Below are 18,429 nucleotides of genomic sequence, written 5' to 3'. Positions count from 1 at the left end.
CCGAGCTCGCGAGGCTGCGTTCGCTGGTAGCAGCTGTCGAGCCTGCGAGGCTGCGTTCGGCTGCGAAGCAGTCGTAAACCCTGAGTGCACAGTGTGCCTGACGGATCACAGTGCCTGATTTTACGACCGCTACGCGGCCGAACGCAGCCTCGCGAGCTCGGCAGCTGCTACAAGGAAGGCGCCCAGAGTGCGTTTCTTGCGGCACAATGAACCGATTGTTCGCGGCATCGTGCCATCTTTCATCCCATCGACAGAGAGAACCTTCGTGCAGGCAACCCGCTTGACCCTGATTTGTCATGCTCGAACCGTCGCACAGAAACTGGCGCGTTTTCCTACGAATGAACCCGTGGAAATGGATTGGCAATCGGCGAAGGGCTCGCGCTGTCGTCTGTTCAAGCGAGCCCCCCGTTTACTCTGCGGCCCTGAACTGCGGACCCGGCAAACCGCTGAGCTGTTTGGCGACAACGTGGAGATTGTCACGGCACTGGGGGATTGCGATTTCGGACGCTGGCAAGGCACGTCGATCGACGACTTGCAAACATCCGAACCCGAGACGCTCCAGGCCTGGCTCAGCGACCCGACGTCGGCGCCCCACGGGGGAGAATCGGTGGCGCAGCTCGGCGAGCGGGTAGCCGCGTGGTTGAAGACCCTTGAGGCGACACCGGAGCATATCGTTGCCATCACCCATCCGTTTGTCATTCGCGCCGCGCTGATGCAGGTGTTGCAGGGCGCGGCGTTCAACCAGATCGACGTCGAGCCGTTGTCGGCCATCGAATTGCGGTTCAACGGTCGCTGGCGGTTTCGCTTGACGGGCATGGACCCTGAAGGAGCGCTGTGATGAAAAAACTTCTGGTCATCGGTGTCGGCGCCGGCAACCCCGACTACATCACGATGCAGGCGGTGAAGGCGCTGAACCGGGTCGACGTGTTTTTCCTCATGGACAAGGGCCAGAGCAAAGACAAACTGATCGACCTGCGTCGCGAGATCTGCGAGCGCTACATCACCGACCGCGACTACCGCTTCGTTGAAGCCAATAGCCCTGAGCGTGAGCGCGGCGATGTGGACTACAACGCCAGCGTCGAAGACCTGAACCGTGCCAAGCAGCAGACGTTCGAGCGGCTGATCGATGAGGAAATGACCGACGACCTGTGCGCCGGTTTTCTGGTGTGGGGCGATCCGGCGTTGTACGACAGCACCATTCGGATCCTGCAGGCGATTCTGGCGTCAGGTCGTTGTGTGTTCGAGTTCGAGGTGATCCCCGGCATCACCAGCGTGCAGGCGCTGGCGGCGCAACATAAGGTGCCGCTGAACAGCATCGGCCGCTCGATTGAAATCACCACCGGCCGACGGCTGGCGGCCGGCCAGGTAAGCGATGCCGACAGCCTGGTGGTAATGCTGGATGCGCAAGATGCCTACCATCACGTGGCTGATCAGGAGACAGAGATTTATTGGGGCGCTTATCTGGGGACGCCGGATGAAATCCTGATCAGCGGCAAGCTCAAAGACGTGGCCGATGAAATTGAGCGGGTGCGCAAGGCGGCGCGGTTGGCCAACGGGTGGATCATGGATACCTACCTGTTGCGCAAGCCTTGAACGCCGCCAACCGATGGATCAGTGTTCTTTGGCTTTTCTGATCCTGATCAAAATAAACAGCAGGATGCACAGCGCGAGCGGGGTCATGGCCAGCATGGCGTCCCGCGGGGAAATGTCCACGCCCAGGGTGTGCAGGCCCGAGTAGAACAGCTTGAACAGGCTCAGCAAATAATAGGTGATGGCGATAATCGACAAGCCTTCGACCGCACGCTGGATTTTGATTTGGGTATCGGCGCGAGCGTTCAGGCTGCTCAGGATTTCCGAGTTCTGTTCTTCCATTTCAACCTGCACCCGCGCCTGCAGCAGATCCCCGAGGTTGGCCACGCTTTTGGCCAGCTGCTCCAGGCGCTGTTCGGTGACGTCACAGTACCTGACGGTGGGTTTGAAGCGTCTTTCGATGAAGATCCCCAGTCGCTGGCAATCGCCCACGTGAGTTTCCCTGAGTTCGTCCAAACGCTCGAAAACCAGCTGGGCATACGCTTGGGTGGCGCTGAAGCGGTGTCGGGTTTTCGCGGTGCTGCTGACCACTTGCGCCGACAGACTGGCGATGTCGGTCAACAACGCTTTCGCATTGCCGGTATCGGGGCCGGCGTTACGTTCCGAAAGGTTGACCAATGTCTTGTCGAAGACGTTGAGCTGAGCGCTCAAGGTTTTCGCGGTGGTCAGGGAAAGCGACGCCATCATGCGGTAGGTTTCGATTTCCAGCAGGCGGCGGATCATCCGGCCTTGGCGATAGGCATTCAGGCGCTTGTTGACGAACAGGAAACGGTTAGTGCCGTCCTCGCTCAGGCGAAAATCGCTCCAGACCGTCGCATCGCCACCGCCTATGCATGAGCCGCAAGGGTCTTTGAATCCATAAGCCGACAGATCGCCGGAAAACGACGCATCGTTGCGCACCACAATCTGCACGGCGTTGATCACGTGCTGCATGAAGGGTTCGACGCGGTCCATCAAGGTCTTGGGGGGCTGGCTCCAGTCAGGCTCCTGACTGGAAGAAGGCACCACCAGTGTCAGCGTCAGGAACTCCGCGTGCCGCTCCCACTTCAAGGCATGCCCTTCCAGCCTGGTGATGCCCTGGGCCGCATCCGGGTCGACGGGGCCGGGGCAGCAGCGACTCAGCAGGGTGTCGCATTGCCCGTCATTAGCCAGAAACGCCAAATGAAACACGTGGGCGGGCTCGTCGAAATACAGCGAAGGGCGCGCGTGCAACTCATTGTGCAGGGTCAGTCTTTGCGGGTGCATGCTGTCGAGGCCATGTTGGAGTTGTTTGTTCTTGGGACTGGGTGACCCATTTTGGAGTCACATGCAACTCCCCTCGCCACACGAGCCCGGCACGAGATGCACAACACAGTTGTGAACTATTCTTTCCCAAGTGGGCACCTTCAATGACGCCCACAGGGGATTGATATATATCAAGGCCCAAGAGACTTTAAGGAGGGAGTCTGGGCTGAAGCCGGGTTGCTGACCTGGCGAAAACGCCATCGCTGTCCGGAGTCAGATCATGAGCCAGTATCAACGGTTATTACTGATCATCAACCCGCTCCTGCGCCAGTCTCCCGCGCTCAACCATGCCGCTGCCGTGGCCAAGGCCAGCGGGGCGAGTTTGCATATTGCGGCGCTGATCCCCTCGTTGGACATTCTGTCGTTGCTCGAAGAGGGCGACCGGAAAGTGGCTCGGGCGAACTACCTGCAGGAACACCGCGACTGGCTCAAGGAACAGGCGGAAAAAATGCAGGGCAGGGGGATCGAGGTGACAACCGAGGTCGCCTGGGCCGACAACATGCGCCAGGACATCCTTGATCACGTCACGGAAATGCACCCCGATCTGTTGATCAAGCAAGTCCAGCATGAGCCCGTGCTCAAGCGCGCGTTCTTTACGCCGCTGGACTGGCGTTTGTTGCGCCATTGTCCGGTGCCGGTCTATCTGGTGGGCGCCGAAAGCCATGCCTTGCCGCAGAAGGTGGTGGCCGCGGTTGATGTTGGCGATACCGAGCCTTCGAACAGCGAACTCAATGACCGGATCATCCTGCAGGCGTCTGCCCTTGCGCTGCAATGCAATGCCGAGTTGCATCTGCTGTACGCGTGTGACATTCCGGCTGCTTTTCTGGCGGATCTGGGCGGTGGCCTGACGCTATCGGAGCTTACCCGGGAATTGCGCAAGGACCTGGAAACCTCATTCCTCAAGTTGGCCGCCCGGTTCGGCGTGCCCGCTGAATGCCGGCATTTCATCACAGGGCATCCGGTGTCGGCGCTGAGTGAGTTCGCCCACGAACACCAGATAGATGTGATCGTGATGGGTAGAACGCAATACGGTAGCCTGGAGAAACTGCTCGGCAGCACGACCGAACATATTCTGTACCAGGTGCCTTGCAGCGTTCTGGCGGTGTAGTCGCAAGCATCCTTGGCGAAATTGACTTGCCCGTTTCGGGGTTCCCGCCCCAGGGAGGTTTTCAGATGAATCACAGTCCTTCATTGCAAACCATCTTGCATGACCGGGTTGATGCCGGCCGAAGCCTGGTGGAGTCGCTGCTTAAATACGCCAAAAGAGCCGATGTCATCGTCCTCGCCTTGCCCCGTGGCGGCGTGCCGGTCGCCTATGAAGTGGCCACGGCCCTGGAGGTTCGCCTGGACCTGATGCTGGTCCGCAAGCTGGGCGTGCCGTCCCACCAGGAATTCGCCATGGGCGCTATCGCCAGCGGTGGCATTCAAATCGTCAATGACGATGCGCTGCGGGCTAATGGCATCGACCAGCGTACGCTCGACGCTGTGGTGGCGAAGGAAACGCAGGAAATGTTGCGTCGCGAGCAGCTATTCCGGGCATCCCGCGAGCCTTTGGCACTCAAGGATCAAGTGGTGATTCTGATCGACGACGGCCTGGCGACAGGGGCCACGATGATGGCCGCGATACAGGCCGTGCGCTTGCAAGCACCATCGCGCATCGTCGTCGCCGTGCCGGTGGCCCCCATGGAAACGGCAGAGGCACTGCGCGACGAAGTGGACGAGCTGATTTGCCCGCTCACCCCCGATTGGCTGGTATCAATCGGCTATTGGTACACGGATTTCTCTCAGACGTCGGATGAAGAGGTCATCGATCTTTTACATCGGGCCTGGCAGAGAGAATCAATGATGAAATGAGGCAAACTGCTGGCCCCCCGATCTTCGGTTCGTTGTCAAACTTGCTTTCTTTTCAGCAGGTTAGGCATTGGCGATATGCGGACTTTGGTATGGATGACTGCAACGTTTGTCCTGGTGGCTATTTCGTTTGGAGCCCAGGCAAAGGAACTGAGCAAGAACTCTCGCTATGTATGCAGCTGGGGCTCGGAAATAGCCGAGGGCGCGCAAGCCTCGAAACTTTCCGGGCTTACGCTTTACGGAGCACGCAAGAAGCTGCAATCGCGCAAGTTTCCCCGGCCGTGGATGCGCATGACGGCCATGGGCATCACGGAGCAAACCTATAACAGCCCTTCGCGTCTCAAGCCTGCCGGCATCAAGCAAACGTATTATGAGCAATGCATCCGGCATGAGTTGGCGCAACGGTAAACCGCCGGTCGCAGGGGCAGTTCCTACGACCCCATCCCTCCCGCACAGCCTTGCGAATCCCCTCCAGCAACATCGCAAACGCCGGGTTGTCTACAGATCGCATTGCGGCCAATGACTGGTCATGCATTATCCGGCGCCTCACGAAACCGTTGTGCAAGGCGATCCGCAAACGGATAGAACGAAAACCAGGGCCTGGCTTCGTCGATCACCCGCAGGAATGACGGTCGCTGGATCAACCGGTCGAAATAGGCGCTCAAGTGCTGGTAGTCGTCGGGGAACGGCACCAGTGTGCAGGCATAGAACAGCGCCGGGGCGGCGGCACAATCGGCCAGGCTGAAGTCCGGGCTGGCCACCCAGATTCTGGACGCCATCCGGCGCTCGAGCATGCTGTACGCCGTCGCAAGCGTGGCCCGTTCCCTGGTCAAATCACCGTTGGTCGCGTGTAGTCGATCACTGACAATCTGTTGGACCGGCGTTTGTAGATAATTGTCGAAAAACCGGTCCCATAAGCGCACCTCCAACGCGGTCTCCCAATCGTCCGGAACCAGGCGCTGTTCACCTGGATACAGGCGATCCAGGTACTCGATGATGACGCTGGACTCCGGCAGATTACGTTGACGAGCATGATCGCGAAGTACCGGGAATTTTCCGATGGGCCACAATGCCTGAAGCTCTGCGCGGTCGGCGGCGTCCGTGAGATCGATGATTCTTCTGTCGAACTCGATGCCGTTTTCATAGAGCGCGATGAGCACTTTGTGGCAGTACGACGACAGCGGATGGTAGTAAAGCGTTAGCGACATTTCTCAACTCCTTGTTGGGCAGATGAAAAGGGTGGGGCAATAAACAAGCATAGGCTGATGCCGGCGAAGCGTCTGGGCAGATGCTTTCGAGCTTGTGAGCTTGCACACGGGAGAATTCCTGCTTAACTGGAAACCGCTGGTCGGGTTGTGACTCATTGGTCATGGCGTTCATCTCAGCGCCCTTGTACCGTTGTCGCTGGTTTGTGCTGTCAGGCTTGTCCGGAGGAAGCCGGGCAGTCGACCACGCTGTGTGTCTGGTCCAATTTGTTCAAGGAATAGAATGAAATGATGCCGAAAACTGCCATCGTCGAGATTGGTAAGAAGTACAAGGTTTATACCGAGCACTATCTCAACGCCGCTGCTGACAAGACGATCATTCTGGTCAATGGCTCGCTGGCAACGACCGCATCCTTTGCGCAAACGGTGCGTTACCTGCGGCCACGATTCAATGTGGTCCTCTACGATCAGCCCTACGCCGGTCAATCGAAACAACACAACCGGCATGACCAACCGATCCGCAAGGAAGACGAGGCCGAAATACTGCTGGAGTTGATCGAGCACTTTCGCGCCCAGCATGTGCTGTCCTTTTCCTGGGGTGGCGCGGCGACCTTGGTAGCGCTGGCCCAGCGACCCCGCCGGATCGAAAAGGCGGTGATCAGTTCATTCGCCGCGCGGATCAATACACCGATGCGTGAGTATCTGGAGAGCGGGCGGCACTTTCTCCATGCCTGCGATCGGCGCAACGTCGGGCGTTTGATTAACAGCACGATCGGTAAGCACCTGCCGTCGCTGTTCAAGCGTTTCAATGAGCGCCATGTCAGCAGCCTGGACGAACACGAATACCGTCAGATGCATTTCCACGTCAATGAGGTGCTGACCCAGGACACCCACTGCTACGTGTCTTGTGCCGATGCCATCGAAGTCCCGCTGCTGTTTATCAATGGTGAATGGGACGAGTACACCTCGGTGGAAGACGCCCGTCTGTTTGCGGCGCATACCCCCAAGGCGCAGTTTCAGACCATCGAGAACACCGGGCACTTCCTTGACATGGAACACCCCACGGCCTGGCATGACACGCAGCGGGCCTTGCTGGGCTTTCTGCAGCCGCCAGCCGTGAGGACACCGAACCAGCCACGCAACCTGGCTTTCAGCGGCAAATCGTCAGTGATTCCGCCCCTGCAATCAGCTAACTGGCTGCGGCCTTAACTGACGCAGCAACTCGATTTGATCCGCAGGGACCAGCGTGCGCAGGGCTTTATACAGTGCGCGGGTCTCTAGCAGGTTCCAGACCCGCAGCATGGTTTCCAGGGCGTCCAATGGCTTGCTGATGAAGTCCTTGGCGCCCAGGGCCAGCGCGCGCAGGCGGGTATCGCGGGTGGCGTCGGCGGTGAGCACGAGGATCGGCAGGTATTCGCCGGCCGGAATGCGCCGGTTGAGCTGTTCGAGCACGGCAAAGCCGTCGAACTCCGGCATGTGCAGATCGAGAATCACCAGGTCCGGCTCGAAGCTGTTGAACAGGTCCAGGGTTCGCAGCGGCTGGGTGCTGCTCAGTACATTGGTCAGGCCTTCGCGGACCAGCAACTGCTCCATCAAATCGAGGTTGGGTCGTTGGTCGTCGATGATCAGAATGCGCAGGTCGGTGTTCACACGGGCTCCGGTAGGTGCTGGTCAAGATGGGCGAGGAATGAAGGAATATGAATCGGCTTGGTCAGCACCGCGGTCGCTCCTGCTTCCAGCAAGGCCTGGTGCGTGAGGTCGCTGGCATCGGCGGTGATCATCAGCACGGGCGTGGCGCGGGTGCTGGAGGACAGACGCAAGCGCTGCAGAACGTTGAAACCGTCAAGATCCGGCAGCGCCACATCCAGCAAAATCAGCTGCGGTGCATGTTGCCGGGCCAGGTCCAGGCCCATTTGCCCCTGCATGCTTGAGAGCAACTGGATGTGTGGCCGTCGCTGCAGCAGGGTTTCGATCAGAGCCAGGCTCGACAGATTGTCTTCGATGCACAGCACTTTGCCCTGGTAATCGGGGGCGGCGAGGGCGGGTGTTGCGGTTGGCGGGCTGATCAGTGCCGCAGGTGGCTCAGTGGTTGACGGCAATCGTTCGAAGGGTAGCTCCAGGGTGAAACTGGAGCCGTTGCCGGGTTGGCTTTTGACGGTCAGGCTGCCGTTCATCATTTCCAGAAGACTTTTGCTCAACGCCAGGCCGAGGCCCGTGCCTTCAACGTTCGGGTCGGTCTCCAGGCGTTCGAACGGCTTGAACAGTTGGTCCTGCCGATCAGCTGCAATGCCCTTGCCGGTATCGCAGACCGATACTGCAATTCGTTGTTGATGAACCCTGACCTCAATGTGCACCTGACCCTGGGGCCGGTTGTATTTGATCGCGTTGGACAACAGGTTCAGCAGCACCTGAACCAGCCGTTGCCGATCGGCGACGATCCCGCTGTCGGCGGCCAGCATCGGCAGTTCCACCAGTTGAATGCCGGCGTCGCAGGCCATGGGCGACACCAGCGTCAGGGCTTCTTGCAGCACCACCGCCAGGGGCACAGCCTCAACGTTGAGCGGCAGCCGCCCGGCTTCGATCTTGGCGATGTCCAGCACTTCGTTGATCAGGGTCAGCAGGTGTTGCCCGGCCCGCAGGATGTGACCGATCTGCGCCCGCTGCCCTTTGGGCGAATCCATATCCAGCAGTTGCGCGAAGCCGAGAATCGAGTTGAGCGGAGTACGCAGTTCGTGGCTCATGCGCGACAGAAACTCGCTTTTGGCGCGGCTGGCGCGTTCCGCTTCTTCCCGCGCAGTACTTAGCGCGATCTCAGCAACACGGCGATCGGTGATGTCGCGGGTGATCTTGGAGAACCCGCGCAGGGAGCCACTGCTGTCGTATTGCGCGGTAATCACCACACTGGCCCAGAAGCGGCTGCCATCCTTGCGGCAACGCCAGGCCTCTTCCATGTAATGACCATTGCGAGTGGCCTCGCGCAGCGCCATGTCGGGATGCTGCGGGCATTCTTGCGGCAGATAAAACACCGAGAAATGCTGGCCGACGATCTCCTGTTCGGTGTAGCCCTTGATCCGTTCGGCGCCGGCATTCCAACTGGTGACGAAGCCGCGTGTGTCGAGGGCGAAGATACCGTAGTCCTTCACCCCGTCGATGATCAGCCGCAAGCGTTCTTCGTTGTCGCGCAAGGCTCGTTCACGTTCGGCCAGCAACAGCCCGGCCTCGACCAGGCGCGTGCCCAATTGACCGATCTCATCGTTCTCCGGCGGTTGCGGCAATAACGGCTGGCCGAGTGCCAGCCGTTGGGCGTTACGCTGAACCTGCTGCACCCGGGCGACGATGCCTTTGGACAGAAACAGCACCGCGACAATGGCGCCGAACAACCCGCAAACGGCGGCCAGCAAGGTGGAGAACAACAGGCGCTGTCGAGTGGAGGCCGCCGCTGCGGTGCGCTCGGCCAGCAGGGTGTCCTCAAGCGTGCGCATGGCGCTGATGCGTTCGCGTAATTCGTCGAGGACATGTTTGTTGTTGATCAGGATCGTGGTGATCGACTCTGGGGTTGCGTTGCGATCATCGAGCAGTTCAACCAGACCTTCGACCTTGGTGTCGATCAGCGGCGTGATCGCCTCCAGATGTTTACGCACCCGCTGATCGCGAACGTTGCGGTCGAGCCGCTGCAGGGCCGATTCGATCAAGGGCTTGGCTTGCCGGTAACCTGGCAGGAAATCCTCGCGATGGGTCAGCAGATAGCCGCGCACGCTGGCGGCGGCCTCGGCGAGCAGGGTGTGCACCGCCTGAATATCGCCTTGCACCAGCAACACGCGGCGCACGTCCTCTTCCGCGCGCGCGGTCTGCCGTTCGGTGGTGTAGATCAGCACCAGCGAGAGCAACAGAATCACCAACGGCAGGGAAATCACCACGAGGGCTTTGCCGCGTAACGGCAGATCGGCCCAGCGGCGGGCGCTTGACACTTTCATGACTGGGTCACCAGACCCAGCGCAATACCACGCACAGCGGCCTGGGTGCGGTCGGCGGCGCCGAGTTTGCCGATGACCCGTTCCACATGGGCTTTGGCCGTGCCGGTGGTGATGCCGAGTTTTGCACCGATTTCACGGTTGCTCATGCCGCTGGCCACCAGCCCCAGCACCTGGCGTTCCCGTGGGGTCAGGGTTACGGGAGCGGCGCCGCTGGCGTTGCGCTCGGTCAGGCGGCGCAGCAACTGCGCGCTGACTGAACTGTTGAGGGCCTGCTCGCCGTCAGCGACACGTTGCAAGGCGTCGATCACTTCGTGGCGACTGGCATCCTTGAGCAGATAGCCCACGGCGCCGGCGTTCATGGCGGCTTCAAGGTGATCGGGGCTGTCGTCCATGGTGAACATCATCACTTTCAGGCTCGGCAGGCGCTCTTGAAGCAGGCGTGCCGCGCCCAGCCCGTTGAGCACCGGCATGCGGATATCGAGAATGACGATGTCGGGCAAAAGCCGCTCACATAAATCCAGTGCTTGCTGGCCATTGCACGCCTGGCCGACCACTTCAAATTGCGTCAGGCCGGCGAGCAACGAGACGAAGCCGGTGCGCGTGACTTCATGATCGTCCGCGACCACCAGTCGTATAACGTCAGTCATTGAGGGGTTCCATTCAGGCCGGAGGGGACGGTGGCGCGCAGTTGCGTTCCGCCGTGCGCATGGCTGATGCAGGTGAACTCGCCGCCCAGCAGGCTCGCGCGTTCCTGCATCGCGGCAAGCCCCAGGTGCCGGGCGCCGCAGGTATCGAGGGGTTGTTCCATGGCAAAGCCCTGGCCGTTATCGTCCACCCGCAGCGAGGCGTGTCCGTCATGCAGTTGCAGCGCCAGCACGACGTGGCTGGCCTGCGCATGTTTGAGAATATTGTTGATGCCTTCCTGGGCGATCCTGAACAGGGCGATCTCCACCTGGCTGGGCAAACGTGCTTCGCAACGAGCACTCCAGTTCACTTTGATCCCGGCCTCGCGCAGGCGATCGGCCTCTTTGTCGACCGCTTTCAGCAAGCCAAAGTCGTCGAGCACCGTCGGACGCAGGCCACGGATCAATTGCCGGCCTTCACCGACGCAATGCTGGGCCAGTTGAAGAATCGTCTGTAAGTCCGCACCGAGTTCATCGGGCAATGGCGGGCAGCGACCGGCAAAACCTTGCAGGCGCTGATGCAGCCCGGCAAGGGTTTGTGCCAGGCCGTCGTGCAGGTCGTAGGCCATGCGTTTGCGTTCGTCTTCCTGTGCCCGGAACAGTCGGTGGACCAGATCGGACATGGTGCGCTCGCGGGTCACCAATGCGTCGAGCAAGCGCTGGTTTTCCAGGTGCGCGGCGAGCAGGGTGGCGAGCAATTGCAGGGATTCGAGGTCTTCGGTGTCCGGTGCGCTGATGCTGACGCTGTTGGCCAGCACCAACGCACCGAAGGCGGCACCATCGCCATCGCGTAAAGGCACCCGCAACACATTGGGCAGATCCGCGCTCGGCTGTTCCTGCCATTGCGGTGCGCACATTGCGGTGTCGGCGAGGTGCTCGAGGCTGTGCAAACGATCACGGCTGCCGTGACTGGCGGTGGTCCGGACCTGCGCATCCATGTCCCATTCCAGCAGTAGCGCATGGTCCATAGCCAGGAAGGCGCAGGCCCGTTGCAGCACCCGTTGGCGCATGGCCTCGGGAGCCAGTTGGGTCAGCTCCTGGCCGGTATCCACCAGCAGCCGCAGCCGCGCGGCGCGACTTTGCGACTGCCGATATTGAGTGCGAATGGCCAGGGCGCTACCGGGGTCATGATCAGGGTTTTGCATGGGGGCAGGTTCCGGCGCCGGCACGCCCGTTCGGGCAGGGGCGTCATTAAACCTTGTTAGCGGGGCAGGGCGCTATCTGCCGAATGGCATAGGCAGATGGCTCCGGTTGGCCGATGGCGGGCCGCGTTCAGGGCGGCACAGTGTGCCCATCGACCATCATTGGAATAGCGCAATGAAATTCAAGACCTCGACCATCGCCCTGTTATTCGCCCTGACCGCCCCGTTGGCTCAGGCGTTGGAAGCGGTGCCTTACGTTTACAGCAGCGTGGCGCAGCAACCGACCAACGCAAAGGATCGTGAAATCGCCGCCCTGTTTGACCATTGGAACAGCGCGTTGAAGAGTGGCAATGTTCAGAGCGTGGTCGACCTGTATGCGCCGAACGCGGTGCTGCAACCGACGGTTTCCAATCAGGTGCGCACCACGCCGGCACAGATCAAGGACTACTTCGATCACTTCATGGCGCTCAAGCCGGTAGGGCTGATCAACTTCCGTGAGATCCGCCCATTGGGCGCCAACGTGGCCATGGACAGTGGCGTCTACACCTTTACGTTGACCGAAACCGATGGCAAGACCCGTCAGGTGCAGGCGCGTTACACCTTCGTTTATGAGCAGGTGGGCGGTCAGTGGAAGATTCTCAACCACCACTCTTCGGCGATGCCGCAAACGCAGGTGTTGCACGCGGGGAAATAAACAAGAGGATGTGCAAAACCGACACGGCCCACACTCAGGTGGGCCGTTTGCATTGTGCTCAGTTTAACGCCAGGTCGTCTTCGGGCTGCTGCCCGCGAGCCTGTGCCGCGCGTTGCAACCGGCTGGCGATCAAGGTGTTCTTCAACAGATAGGCAATGGTCATCGGCCCGACGCCACCGGGAACCGGGGTGATCGCGCTGGCGACGGTGCGGGCGCTGGCGTAGTCGACATCGCCCACCAGACGGTTGCCGAACTCGCTGGTGATGCGGTTGATGCCGACATCGATCACCACCGCGCCGGGCTTGAGCCAACTGGCATCGATCAACGCTGGCCGGCCCACCGCGGCGACCACGATATCCGCCAACCGGCACAACGCCGGGGCATCGACGCTGCGCGAGTGCACCACGCTGACCGAACAATTGGCCAGCAGCAGCAAGGTCGCCATCGGTTTTCCGACGATGTTCGACCGGCCGATGACCACCGCGTGCAAACCACTCAAGTCATCACCGCAGGTTTCGTGCAACAGGCGCATGCAGCCGCTGGGCGTGCACGGAGTCAGCACTTCGATGCCTTGCACCAGCCCGCCAACGTTTTCCCGGTGAAAACCGTCCACGTCCTTGATCGGGTCGATGGCATGAATCACTGCCTGCTCATCGATAGGGGCCGGCAAGGGCAGTTGCACCAGGATGCCGTTCACCGTGGGATCGGCATTGAGTTGTGCAATCAGTTCCAGGACCTGGGCCTGGCTGGCGGTTTCCGGCAGGCGGTATTCCAGGGAGCGGATACCGACTTCCTTGGCGCGCAGCAGTTTATTGCGCACATACACATGGCTGGCCGGGTCGTCGCCGACCAACAAGACCGCCAGGGCGGGGTAGATCTGTTGGCCAGCCAGGGCCAGAACCTCTTCCCGGACCTCGTCGAGAACCTTGGCAGAAATGGCTTTGCCGTCGATATCGCGGGCAAATGTGGGGGTGCTGCTGATCAAGAGAGTCACCGTTGTCTTGATTGAATGGGGGTGAAGTGATCATCGCGGCGTCTTCACGCGCCGATGATCCATCAGAGACATGCAGGCAAGGGTGCTCAGGCTATCAGGTGAGGGCAGGCATACGCCACCGGAACACCAGCCAGCGATCAGACAGGCTGGGATCGAGCTCTCAATGCATCTTGCTGTGATCAGGCATGCCGAGCGCCTGAGTCTCGGCGTCAACGGTGATCGTCTCTTTTTCGCCCTTGGCGTTTTCCACGGTCAGGGTCAGGGGCACTTTGCCGCCTTCCTTAACCTGGGCCGTCAAATCCATCAACATGATGTGATAGCCATGGGGATCGAAGCTTACCGGTTTGCCGGCCGGCAGCGCGACGGACTCGACCTGGCTCATGCTCATCACATCGTCTTTCATGCTGGATTGGTGAATTTGCACGGTGTTCGCTACCGGCGACTGTACGCTGAGCAGTTTGCTATCGCTGTCGGCCTGCAGGGTCATGAAGGCGCCGGTCGAATGCTGACCGGCCACCGTCGCGCGGACCCAGGCGTCGCTCACCTGGGTTTGAGCGGACACCTGCCAAGCCATGCCAATCAGGGAAAGACCCAGGACCAGTTGCTTGATACCCAGCTGTTTAATACGTGGTGCGCAAATCGAAGTCATCAGCAGACCTCCATGACGGTGAGCAGGTCTTCTGCACACTCTTTAGCGGTAAGGGACGCGGACAGCCCCAGGCGCAAATTGCCTCGGGAGTCGAAAACGAAGCTGGTCGCGGTGTGGGAGAGGGTATAGGTCGAACCGCTCGGGATCTTTTCATAGAACACACCGAACTCCTTGGCGGTGGCGGCGGTTTCTTCCAGCGTACCGTACAGTGCCTCGAAACTGGGATCGAAGGCCTTGACGTAGGCGTCGAGCATTTGCGGCGTATCGCGCTCGGGGTCCAGGGTGATGAAGATCACTTGCAGGCGTTCGCCATCGCGGCCCATCAGTTTTTTCGCCTGTGCCGCACGGGCCAGCGTCGTCGGGCAGACCGCCGGACATTGGGTGAAACCGAAAAAAACCATCGGCATCAGGCCCCGATAGCTGGTCAGCATCCGGGATTCGCCCTGGGCGTCCTTGAGCTTGAAGGTACGCCCCATGATCTTGTCACTGAGGTCCTTGCCGTACTTGAACGACAGCTTGCTGCTGTCATCGCAGCCAGCGAGCAGGCCGAGGCTCAGCAGGCTCATGCCGCGCAGGACCGTGCGACGGGTATACAACGTACTCATGAACAAAAGCATCCTGTGTAGCGACCGGGAATCTACAGTGGCTGATCAATCAGACGAAAAAAAGCGCATGGATGTTAACAAACTGTTGCCCTGTGACGCTTAATCGATGGCTTGGCGGCATGCGCCAAAAGGTCGCGGCCTCGATATATCTGAAAATACAAATACGCGATGCTGCTGAAGGCAACGCTTACCCGGGCCGGTAAGTTGAGCAGCGACGAGCCGCAATTACTGATTTGACGACTGCTGCGCAGCCGAACGCAGCCTCGCAGGCTCGGCAGCTGCTACAGATCGGCATTGACGCTTGCCCGAATGGCACCGGGAAATGCCCGGCAGGGTGTAGAGCATGCACTTTTAAAGAGCCACGTCTGACAACATGCACCAGTGCGAAGCGGTTTCCTGAGCTGTTCCTTCCTTCAGTCCCAACGTCCGCCCACCCGCTCGCGGGGGGCTGCAAAGTTGACTCGCGCCTGATGAGACCCGCCCGGGGCGCGGTCTTTATCAAACTCTCCCATCGTTCAGCCGTTGGTTTTCCAGAACTGAGGAAGTCATGCGCTGCAGACTGGCACAAAGGCTGCATTCTCCCTTCAGCCTCATCTGAAAAGAGGGGCAGCCCACTCGATCAACGAAGATCGACCGGCCGGGCAGGTCGTGGGCAACATCGGTGGATCAGGCGAAGGCGCTAGGTCGAACACCGCGAAGAACAGGCAAAGACGCCTGAAACCGAGAGGTTTCAGGCGTTTTTTTTTGCTTTTTTATCCGTGATTGGCTTTGGCTGGGTGCTTACTATGAATTCCAATGTTGCCGCATTGAACAAACTGCAAACGCTGATCGTGATCGGCAATGGCATGGTCGGACATCATTGTGTCGAGCAGCTCATCGAGCGCGGCGCCCTCGACCACTACCGCCTGCATATCTTCAGTGAAGAGCCGATGCGTGCCTACGATCGTGTGCATCTGTCCGAGTATTTCGGCGGTCGCGATGCCGAATCGCTAGCCCTGGGCGAAGCATCCCTATACCAGACGCCGGGCGTCACCCTGCATCTGGGCGTGCCGGTGCTGGAAATCGACCGCGTCCGGCGCCAGGTGATTACCGCGCAAGGTTGCGTCGCTTACGACAAGTTGGTTCTGGCCACCGGCTCTTATCCCTTCGTGCCACCCATTGAGGGGGCCGAAGGCGACTCGCGCCTGGTGTATCGCACCCTTGAAGACCTCGACGCGATTCGTGCTGCGGCGGCCAATGCCCGGCGTGGCGTGGTGGTCGGCGGTGGCCTGCTCGGTCTGGAGGCCGCCAACGCCCTGAAAAGCCTGGGCCTGGAAGCCCATGTGGTGGAATTCGCCCCGCGCCTGATGCCGGTGCAGCTGGACGAGCAGGGCGGTCTGGCGCTGAAGGCGCAAATCGAGCGGCTCGGTGTGGGTGTGCACCTGTCCCGTGGCACGCAGTCGATCAGTGCCGGCGAGCAGTACCGCTACCGGATGAATTTTGCCAACGACGAATTTCTTGAAGCCGACCTGATCGTGTTCTCCGCCGGCATCCGTGCGCAAGATGCATTGGCCCGCCAATGCGCGCTGGACATTGGTCCTCGCGGCGGCGTGGTGATCGACGACCAGTGCCTGACCAGCGACCCGAACATCTACGCCATCGGCGAGTGTGCCGCTTGGAATGGCAGCCTCTTCGGCCTGGTCGCCCCCGGTTATCAGATGGCCCGTGGCGTCGCGTCGCTGCTGTGCAATCAAGCCGCCGAGCCGTTCCAGGGCGCCGACATGTCGACCAAGCTCAAACTGCTCGGCGTTGACGTCGGCTCCATCGGCGATGCCCATGCGCAGACGCCGGGTGCGCGCAGTTATCAGTTCATCGATGAAGCGACGGCCAGTTACCGCCGGCTGGTGGTGGATGCCGACAGCAAGCGTGTGCTTGGCGCAGTGTTGGTCGGCGACAACAGCTATTACGACACCTTGCTGCAATACATGCAGAACGGTATTGCCTTGCCTTCGGAACCGGCCAGCCTGATTCTGCCGTCCTCCACCGGCGCGCCAACCCTGGGCCCGGGCGCGTTGCCCGAGTCGGCAACGGTGTGCTCGTGCCATAACGTCACCAAGGGCTCGATCTGCTCGGCCATCGATGGCGGCTGCACCGACCTGGGCCTGCTCAAGTCGCAGACCAAGGCGTGCACCGGTTGCGGCGGTTGCGCTGGGCTGCTCAAGCAAGTCTTCGAGCATGAACTGATTGCTCGTGGCGTCAGCGTCGACAAGAGTCTGTGCGAACACTTCGCCTACACCCGCCAAGAGCTTTATGCGCTGGTGCGGGTAGAAGGGGTGATCACTTTCGAAGAACTGCTGGCCAAGCACGGCCGTGGACACACCGGTTGCGACGTGTGCAAACCGGCAGTGGGCTCGATCCTCGCCTCGTGCTGGAACCAGCCGATCATGGACGCCTCGCTGGTGCCGTTGCAGGACACCAACGATACCTTCATGGCCAACATGCAGAAGAACGGCACCTATTCGGTCGTGCCGCGCATTGCTGGCGGTGAGATCACTGCCGACAAACTGATCGCGATCGGCGTGGTGGCGAAGAAATACGACCTCTACACCAAGATCACCGGCGGCCAGCGGATCGACCTGTTCGGCGCGCAGTTGCATCAGTTGCCGGACATTTGGTCCGAGCTGATCGAGGCCGGTTTCGAAACCGGGCACGCCTACGGCAAGTCGACCCGTACCGTGAAGTCTTGCGTGGGCAGCACCTGGTGCCGTTACGGCGTGCAGGACAGCGTGAAAATGGCCCTGACCCTCGAAGATCGCTACAAAGGCCTGCGCTCGCCGCACAAGCTCAAGTTCGCCGTCTCCGGTTGCACCCGTGAATGTGCCGAGGCGCAGAGCAAGGACGTGGGCGTGATCGCTACCGAGAACGGCTGGAACCTCTATGTGGCCGGCAACGGCGGCATGCGTCCGCGTCACGCCGAGTTGTTCGCCACCGACCTGGACGATGCAACCCTGATCCGTTACATCGACCGTTTCTTGATGTTCTACATCCGCACCGCCGATAAATTGCAGCGCACCTCGGTCTGGCGCGAAAGCCTGGAGGGCGGGCTGGATTACCTCAAGGACGTGATCATCAACGACAGCCTGGGGCTTGGCGCAGAACTTGAGTCGCAGATGCAACTGGTGGTCAACCGCTACGAATGCGAATGGGCCAATGCCCTCAAAGACCCGGAAAAACTCAAGCGCTTCCGCACCTTCGTCAACGATCAGCGCCCGGACCCAGACATCCATTTTGTCCAGGAGCGCGGTCAGCGCCGGCCGATCATGGCCGCCGAACTCAACCTTATCCCTGTCACCGAGGAGAATGCCTGATGAGCCAGTCCAATACCCAGCGTGTCGATGCCCTTGCCACCGCAGCCAATGCCCAAGCCTGGCAGGCGGTGTGCAGCCAGCAGGATCTGGTCAGCAACTCCGGCGTTGTCGTTTGGCTCGACGGCGCTCAGGTCGCGCTGTTCTACCTGCCACTAGCCGAAGGCCGCACCCTCTACGCCATCGACAACCATGATCCGCAATCTGGCGCGAACGTCATTGGCCGCGGACTGATCGGCAGTCTCAAGGGTGATCTGGTGGTGGCGTCGCCGATCTACAAGCAGCACTTTCGTCTTGAAGACGGCAGCTGCCTGGAGTACCCCGAACAGCGCCTGCGGGTGTGGCCGGTGCGTCTGAACGCCGGCGTCGTGGAAGTCGCGGCGGCTTGACCGTCGCCCTGGACCGTATCGGAGA

At 60.5% G+C, this 18,429-nt stretch carries 18 protein-coding genes; 9 read left to right on the top strand and 9 right to left on the bottom strand.

Annotated elements, in window-relative coordinates:
- Positions 1 to 265 precede the first annotated feature (265 nt).
- Positions 266 to 838 carry a histidine phosphatase family protein gene (locus tag ACEN8R_RS10835; protein ID WP_495624860.1) on the top strand — a complete coding sequence of 191 codons (573 nt, stop codon included), beginning with the start codon at positions 266 to 268 and terminating at the stop codon, positions 836 to 838.
- Positions 838 to 1,593: a precorrin-6A synthase (deacetylating) gene (gene cobF / locus ACEN8R_RS10830; protein ID WP_495624859.1), complete on the top strand. Its 756-nt coding sequence runs from the start codon at positions 838 to 840 to the stop codon at positions 1,591 to 1,593. The genes ACEN8R_RS10835 and cobF overlap by 1 nt, the downstream gene beginning before the upstream one ends.
- Before the next feature lie 18 nt (positions 1,594 to 1,611).
- Here cobF and ACEN8R_RS10825 read toward each other — a convergent pair whose 3' ends face one another.
- Positions 1,612 to 2,835 carry a DUF3422 domain-containing protein gene (locus ACEN8R_RS10825; RefSeq protein WP_495624858.1) on the bottom strand — a complete coding sequence of 408 codons (1,224 nt, stop codon included), beginning with the start codon at positions 2,833 to 2,835 and terminating at the stop codon, positions 1,612 to 1,614.
- 259 nt (positions 2,836 to 3,094) lie between these two features.
- Here ACEN8R_RS10825 and ACEN8R_RS10820 point away from each other — a divergent pair, with 259 nt between their 5' ends.
- The 3 genes from ACEN8R_RS10820 to ACEN8R_RS10810 all read left to right on the top strand — a co-directional run bounded on the left by ACEN8R_RS10820 (position 3,095) and on the right by ACEN8R_RS10810 (position 5,133).
- Positions 3,095 to 3,982, top strand: a complete 888-nt coding sequence (locus ACEN8R_RS10820) for a universal stress protein (RefSeq protein ID WP_477743182.1) — start codon at positions 3,095 to 3,097, stop codon at positions 3,980 to 3,982.
- Positions 3,983 to 4,047: 65 nt separating this feature from the next.
- A complete protein-coding gene (locus ACEN8R_RS10815; RefSeq protein ID WP_064617621.1) occupies positions 4,048 to 4,728 on the top strand; it encodes a phosphoribosyltransferase in 681 nt (226 codons plus the stop codon).
- A 75-nt stretch (positions 4,729 to 4,803) separates the two neighbouring features.
- A complete protein-coding gene (locus ACEN8R_RS10810; protein WP_018928995.1) occupies positions 4,804 to 5,133 on the top strand; it encodes a hypothetical protein in 330 nt (109 codons plus the stop codon).
- 119 nt (positions 5,134 to 5,252) lie between these two features.
- On the opposite strand, the gene ACEN8R_RS10805 is transcribed toward ACEN8R_RS10810, so the two are convergent.
- The gene (locus tag ACEN8R_RS10805) at positions 5,253 to 5,933 is read right to left on the bottom strand and encodes a glutathione S-transferase family protein (protein ID WP_018928996.1); all 681 of its coding nucleotides are present in this window, start codon (positions 5,931 to 5,933) and stop codon (positions 5,253 to 5,255) included.
- A 285-nt stretch (positions 5,934 to 6,218) separates the two neighbouring features.
- Here ACEN8R_RS10805 and ACEN8R_RS10800 point away from each other — a divergent pair, with 285 nt between their 5' ends.
- On the top strand, positions 6,219 to 7,139 hold the full coding sequence (locus ACEN8R_RS10800; RefSeq protein WP_064617623.1) for an alpha/beta fold hydrolase: 921 nt from the start codon (positions 6,219 to 6,221) through the stop codon (positions 7,137 to 7,139).
- Here the strand turns inward: ACEN8R_RS10800 and ACEN8R_RS10795 are convergent.
- From ACEN8R_RS10795 to ACEN8R_RS10780, 4 genes are read right to left on the bottom strand one after another with little or no spacing between them, the layout of a single operon-like run.
- Positions 7,116 to 7,580, bottom strand: a complete 465-nt coding sequence (locus ACEN8R_RS10795; RefSeq protein WP_018928998.1) for a response regulator — start codon at positions 7,578 to 7,580, stop codon at positions 7,116 to 7,118. The genes ACEN8R_RS10800 and ACEN8R_RS10795 overlap by 24 nt on opposite strands.
- On the bottom strand, positions 7,577 to 9,904 hold the full coding sequence (locus tag ACEN8R_RS10790; protein ID WP_495624857.1) for an ATP-binding protein: 2,328 nt from the start codon (positions 9,902 to 9,904) through the stop codon (positions 7,577 to 7,579). The genes ACEN8R_RS10795 and ACEN8R_RS10790 overlap by 4 nt, the downstream gene beginning before the upstream one ends.
- Positions 9,901 to 10,551, bottom strand: a complete 651-nt coding sequence (locus ACEN8R_RS10785) for a response regulator (protein WP_111453229.1) — start codon at positions 10,549 to 10,551, stop codon at positions 9,901 to 9,903. Before ACEN8R_RS10785 ends, ACEN8R_RS10790 begins: the two co-directional genes overlap by 4 nt.
- Complete coding sequence (locus ACEN8R_RS10780; protein ID WP_495624856.1) at positions 10,548 to 11,732, bottom strand: sensor histidine kinase; 1,185 nt, start codon at positions 11,730 to 11,732, stop codon at positions 10,548 to 10,550. Before ACEN8R_RS10780 ends, ACEN8R_RS10785 begins: the two co-directional genes overlap by 4 nt.
- Positions 11,733 to 11,904: 172 nt before the next feature.
- Here ACEN8R_RS10780 and ACEN8R_RS10775 point away from each other — a divergent pair, with 172 nt between their 5' ends.
- Entirely contained in the window at positions 11,905 to 12,423 is a 519-nt protein-coding gene (locus ACEN8R_RS10775; protein ID WP_495624855.1) for an SgcJ/EcaC family oxidoreductase, read from the top strand.
- 58 nt (positions 12,424 to 12,481) lie between these two features.
- On the opposite strand, the gene ACEN8R_RS10770 is transcribed toward ACEN8R_RS10775, so the two are convergent.
- The 3 genes from ACEN8R_RS10770 to ACEN8R_RS10760 all read right to left on the bottom strand — a co-directional run bounded on the left by ACEN8R_RS10770 (position 12,482) and on the right by ACEN8R_RS10760 (position 14,671).
- Positions 12,482 to 13,408 carry a bifunctional 5,10-methylenetetrahydrofolate dehydrogenase/5,10-methenyltetrahydrofolate cyclohydrolase gene (locus tag ACEN8R_RS10770; RefSeq protein ID WP_495624854.1) on the bottom strand — a complete coding sequence of 309 codons (927 nt, stop codon included), beginning with the start codon at positions 13,406 to 13,408 and terminating at the stop codon, positions 12,482 to 12,484.
- A gap of 169 nt (positions 13,409 to 13,577) precedes the next feature.
- On the bottom strand, positions 13,578 to 14,066 hold the full coding sequence (locus ACEN8R_RS10765; protein ID WP_018929004.1) for a copper chaperone PCu(A)C: 489 nt from the start codon (positions 14,064 to 14,066) through the stop codon (positions 13,578 to 13,580).
- The gene (locus tag ACEN8R_RS10760) at positions 14,066 to 14,671 is read right to left on the bottom strand and encodes an SCO family protein (protein ID WP_018929005.1); all 606 of its coding nucleotides are present in this window, start codon (positions 14,669 to 14,671) and stop codon (positions 14,066 to 14,068) included. The genes ACEN8R_RS10765 and ACEN8R_RS10760 overlap by 1 nt, the downstream gene beginning before the upstream one ends.
- A 785-nt stretch (positions 14,672 to 15,456) precedes the next feature.
- Here ACEN8R_RS10760 and nirB point away from each other — a divergent pair.
- Both nirB and nirD read left to right on the top strand, forming a co-directional pair.
- Positions 15,457 to 18,018 (top strand): nitrite reductase large subunit NirB, encoded by a 2,562-nt coding sequence (gene nirB / locus ACEN8R_RS10755; protein WP_495624853.1) that lies wholly within the window; start codon positions 15,457 to 15,459, stop codon positions 18,016 to 18,018.
- Positions 18,018 to 18,404, top strand: a complete 387-nt coding sequence (nirD, locus tag ACEN8R_RS10750; RefSeq protein ID WP_495624852.1) for a nitrite reductase small subunit NirD — start codon at positions 18,018 to 18,020, stop codon at positions 18,402 to 18,404. The genes nirB and nirD overlap by 1 nt, the downstream gene beginning before the upstream one ends.
- The last annotated feature ends 25 nt before the right edge of the window (positions 18,405 to 18,429 follow it).

It is taken from the genome of Pseudomonas sp. Pseusp15, assembly GCF_059492165.1.
Note: the sequence above shows the minus strand (reverse complement) of the source record. Positions and strands in the feature narration are given on the sequence as shown.

Coding starts and splice junctions, on each gene's coding strand:
- nirB (WP_495624853.1), top strand. CDS start 15,457: ATGAATTCCAATGTTGCCGCATTGAACAAACTGCAAACGCTGATCGTG.
- ACEN8R_RS10825 (WP_495624858.1), bottom strand. CDS start 2,835: ATGCACCCGCAAAGACTGACCCTGCACAATGAGTTGCACGCGCGCCCT.
- ACEN8R_RS10800 (WP_064617623.1), top strand. CDS start 6,219: ATGATGCCGAAAACTGCCATCGTCGAGATTGGTAAGAAGTACAAGGTT.
- ACEN8R_RS10760 (WP_018929005.1), bottom strand. CDS start 14,671: ATGAGTACGTTGTATACCCGTCGCACGGTCCTGCGCGGCATGAGCCTG.
- nirD (WP_495624852.1), top strand. CDS start 18,018: ATGAGCCAGTCCAATACCCAGCGTGTCGATGCCCTTGCCACCGCAGCC.
- ACEN8R_RS10780 (WP_495624856.1), bottom strand. CDS start 11,732: ATGCAAAACCCTGATCATGACCCCGGTAGCGCCCTGGCCATTCGCACT.
- ACEN8R_RS10790 (WP_495624857.1), bottom strand. CDS start 9,904: ATGAAAGTGTCAAGCGCCCGCCGCTGGGCCGATCTGCCGTTACGCGGC.
- ACEN8R_RS10815 (WP_064617621.1), top strand. CDS start 4,048: ATGAATCACAGTCCTTCATTGCAAACCATCTTGCATGACCGGGTTGAT.
- ACEN8R_RS10785 (WP_111453229.1), bottom strand. CDS start 10,551: ATGACTGACGTTATACGACTGGTGGTCGCGGACGATCATGAAGTCACG.
- ACEN8R_RS10805 (WP_018928996.1), bottom strand. CDS start 5,933: ATGTCGCTAACGCTTTACTACCATCCGCTGTCGTCGTACTGCCACAAA.
- ACEN8R_RS10820 (WP_477743182.1), top strand. CDS start 3,095: ATGAGCCAGTATCAACGGTTATTACTGATCATCAACCCGCTCCTGCGC.
- cobF (WP_495624859.1), top strand. CDS start 838: ATGAAAAAACTTCTGGTCATCGGTGTCGGCGCCGGCAACCCCGACTAC.
- ACEN8R_RS10765 (WP_018929004.1), bottom strand. CDS start 14,066: ATGACTTCGATTTGCGCACCACGTATTAAACAGCTGGGTATCAAGCAA.
- ACEN8R_RS10775 (WP_495624855.1), top strand. CDS start 11,905: ATGAAATTCAAGACCTCGACCATCGCCCTGTTATTCGCCCTGACCGCC.
- ACEN8R_RS10810 (WP_018928995.1), top strand. CDS start 4,804: ATGCGGACTTTGGTATGGATGACTGCAACGTTTGTCCTGGTGGCTATT.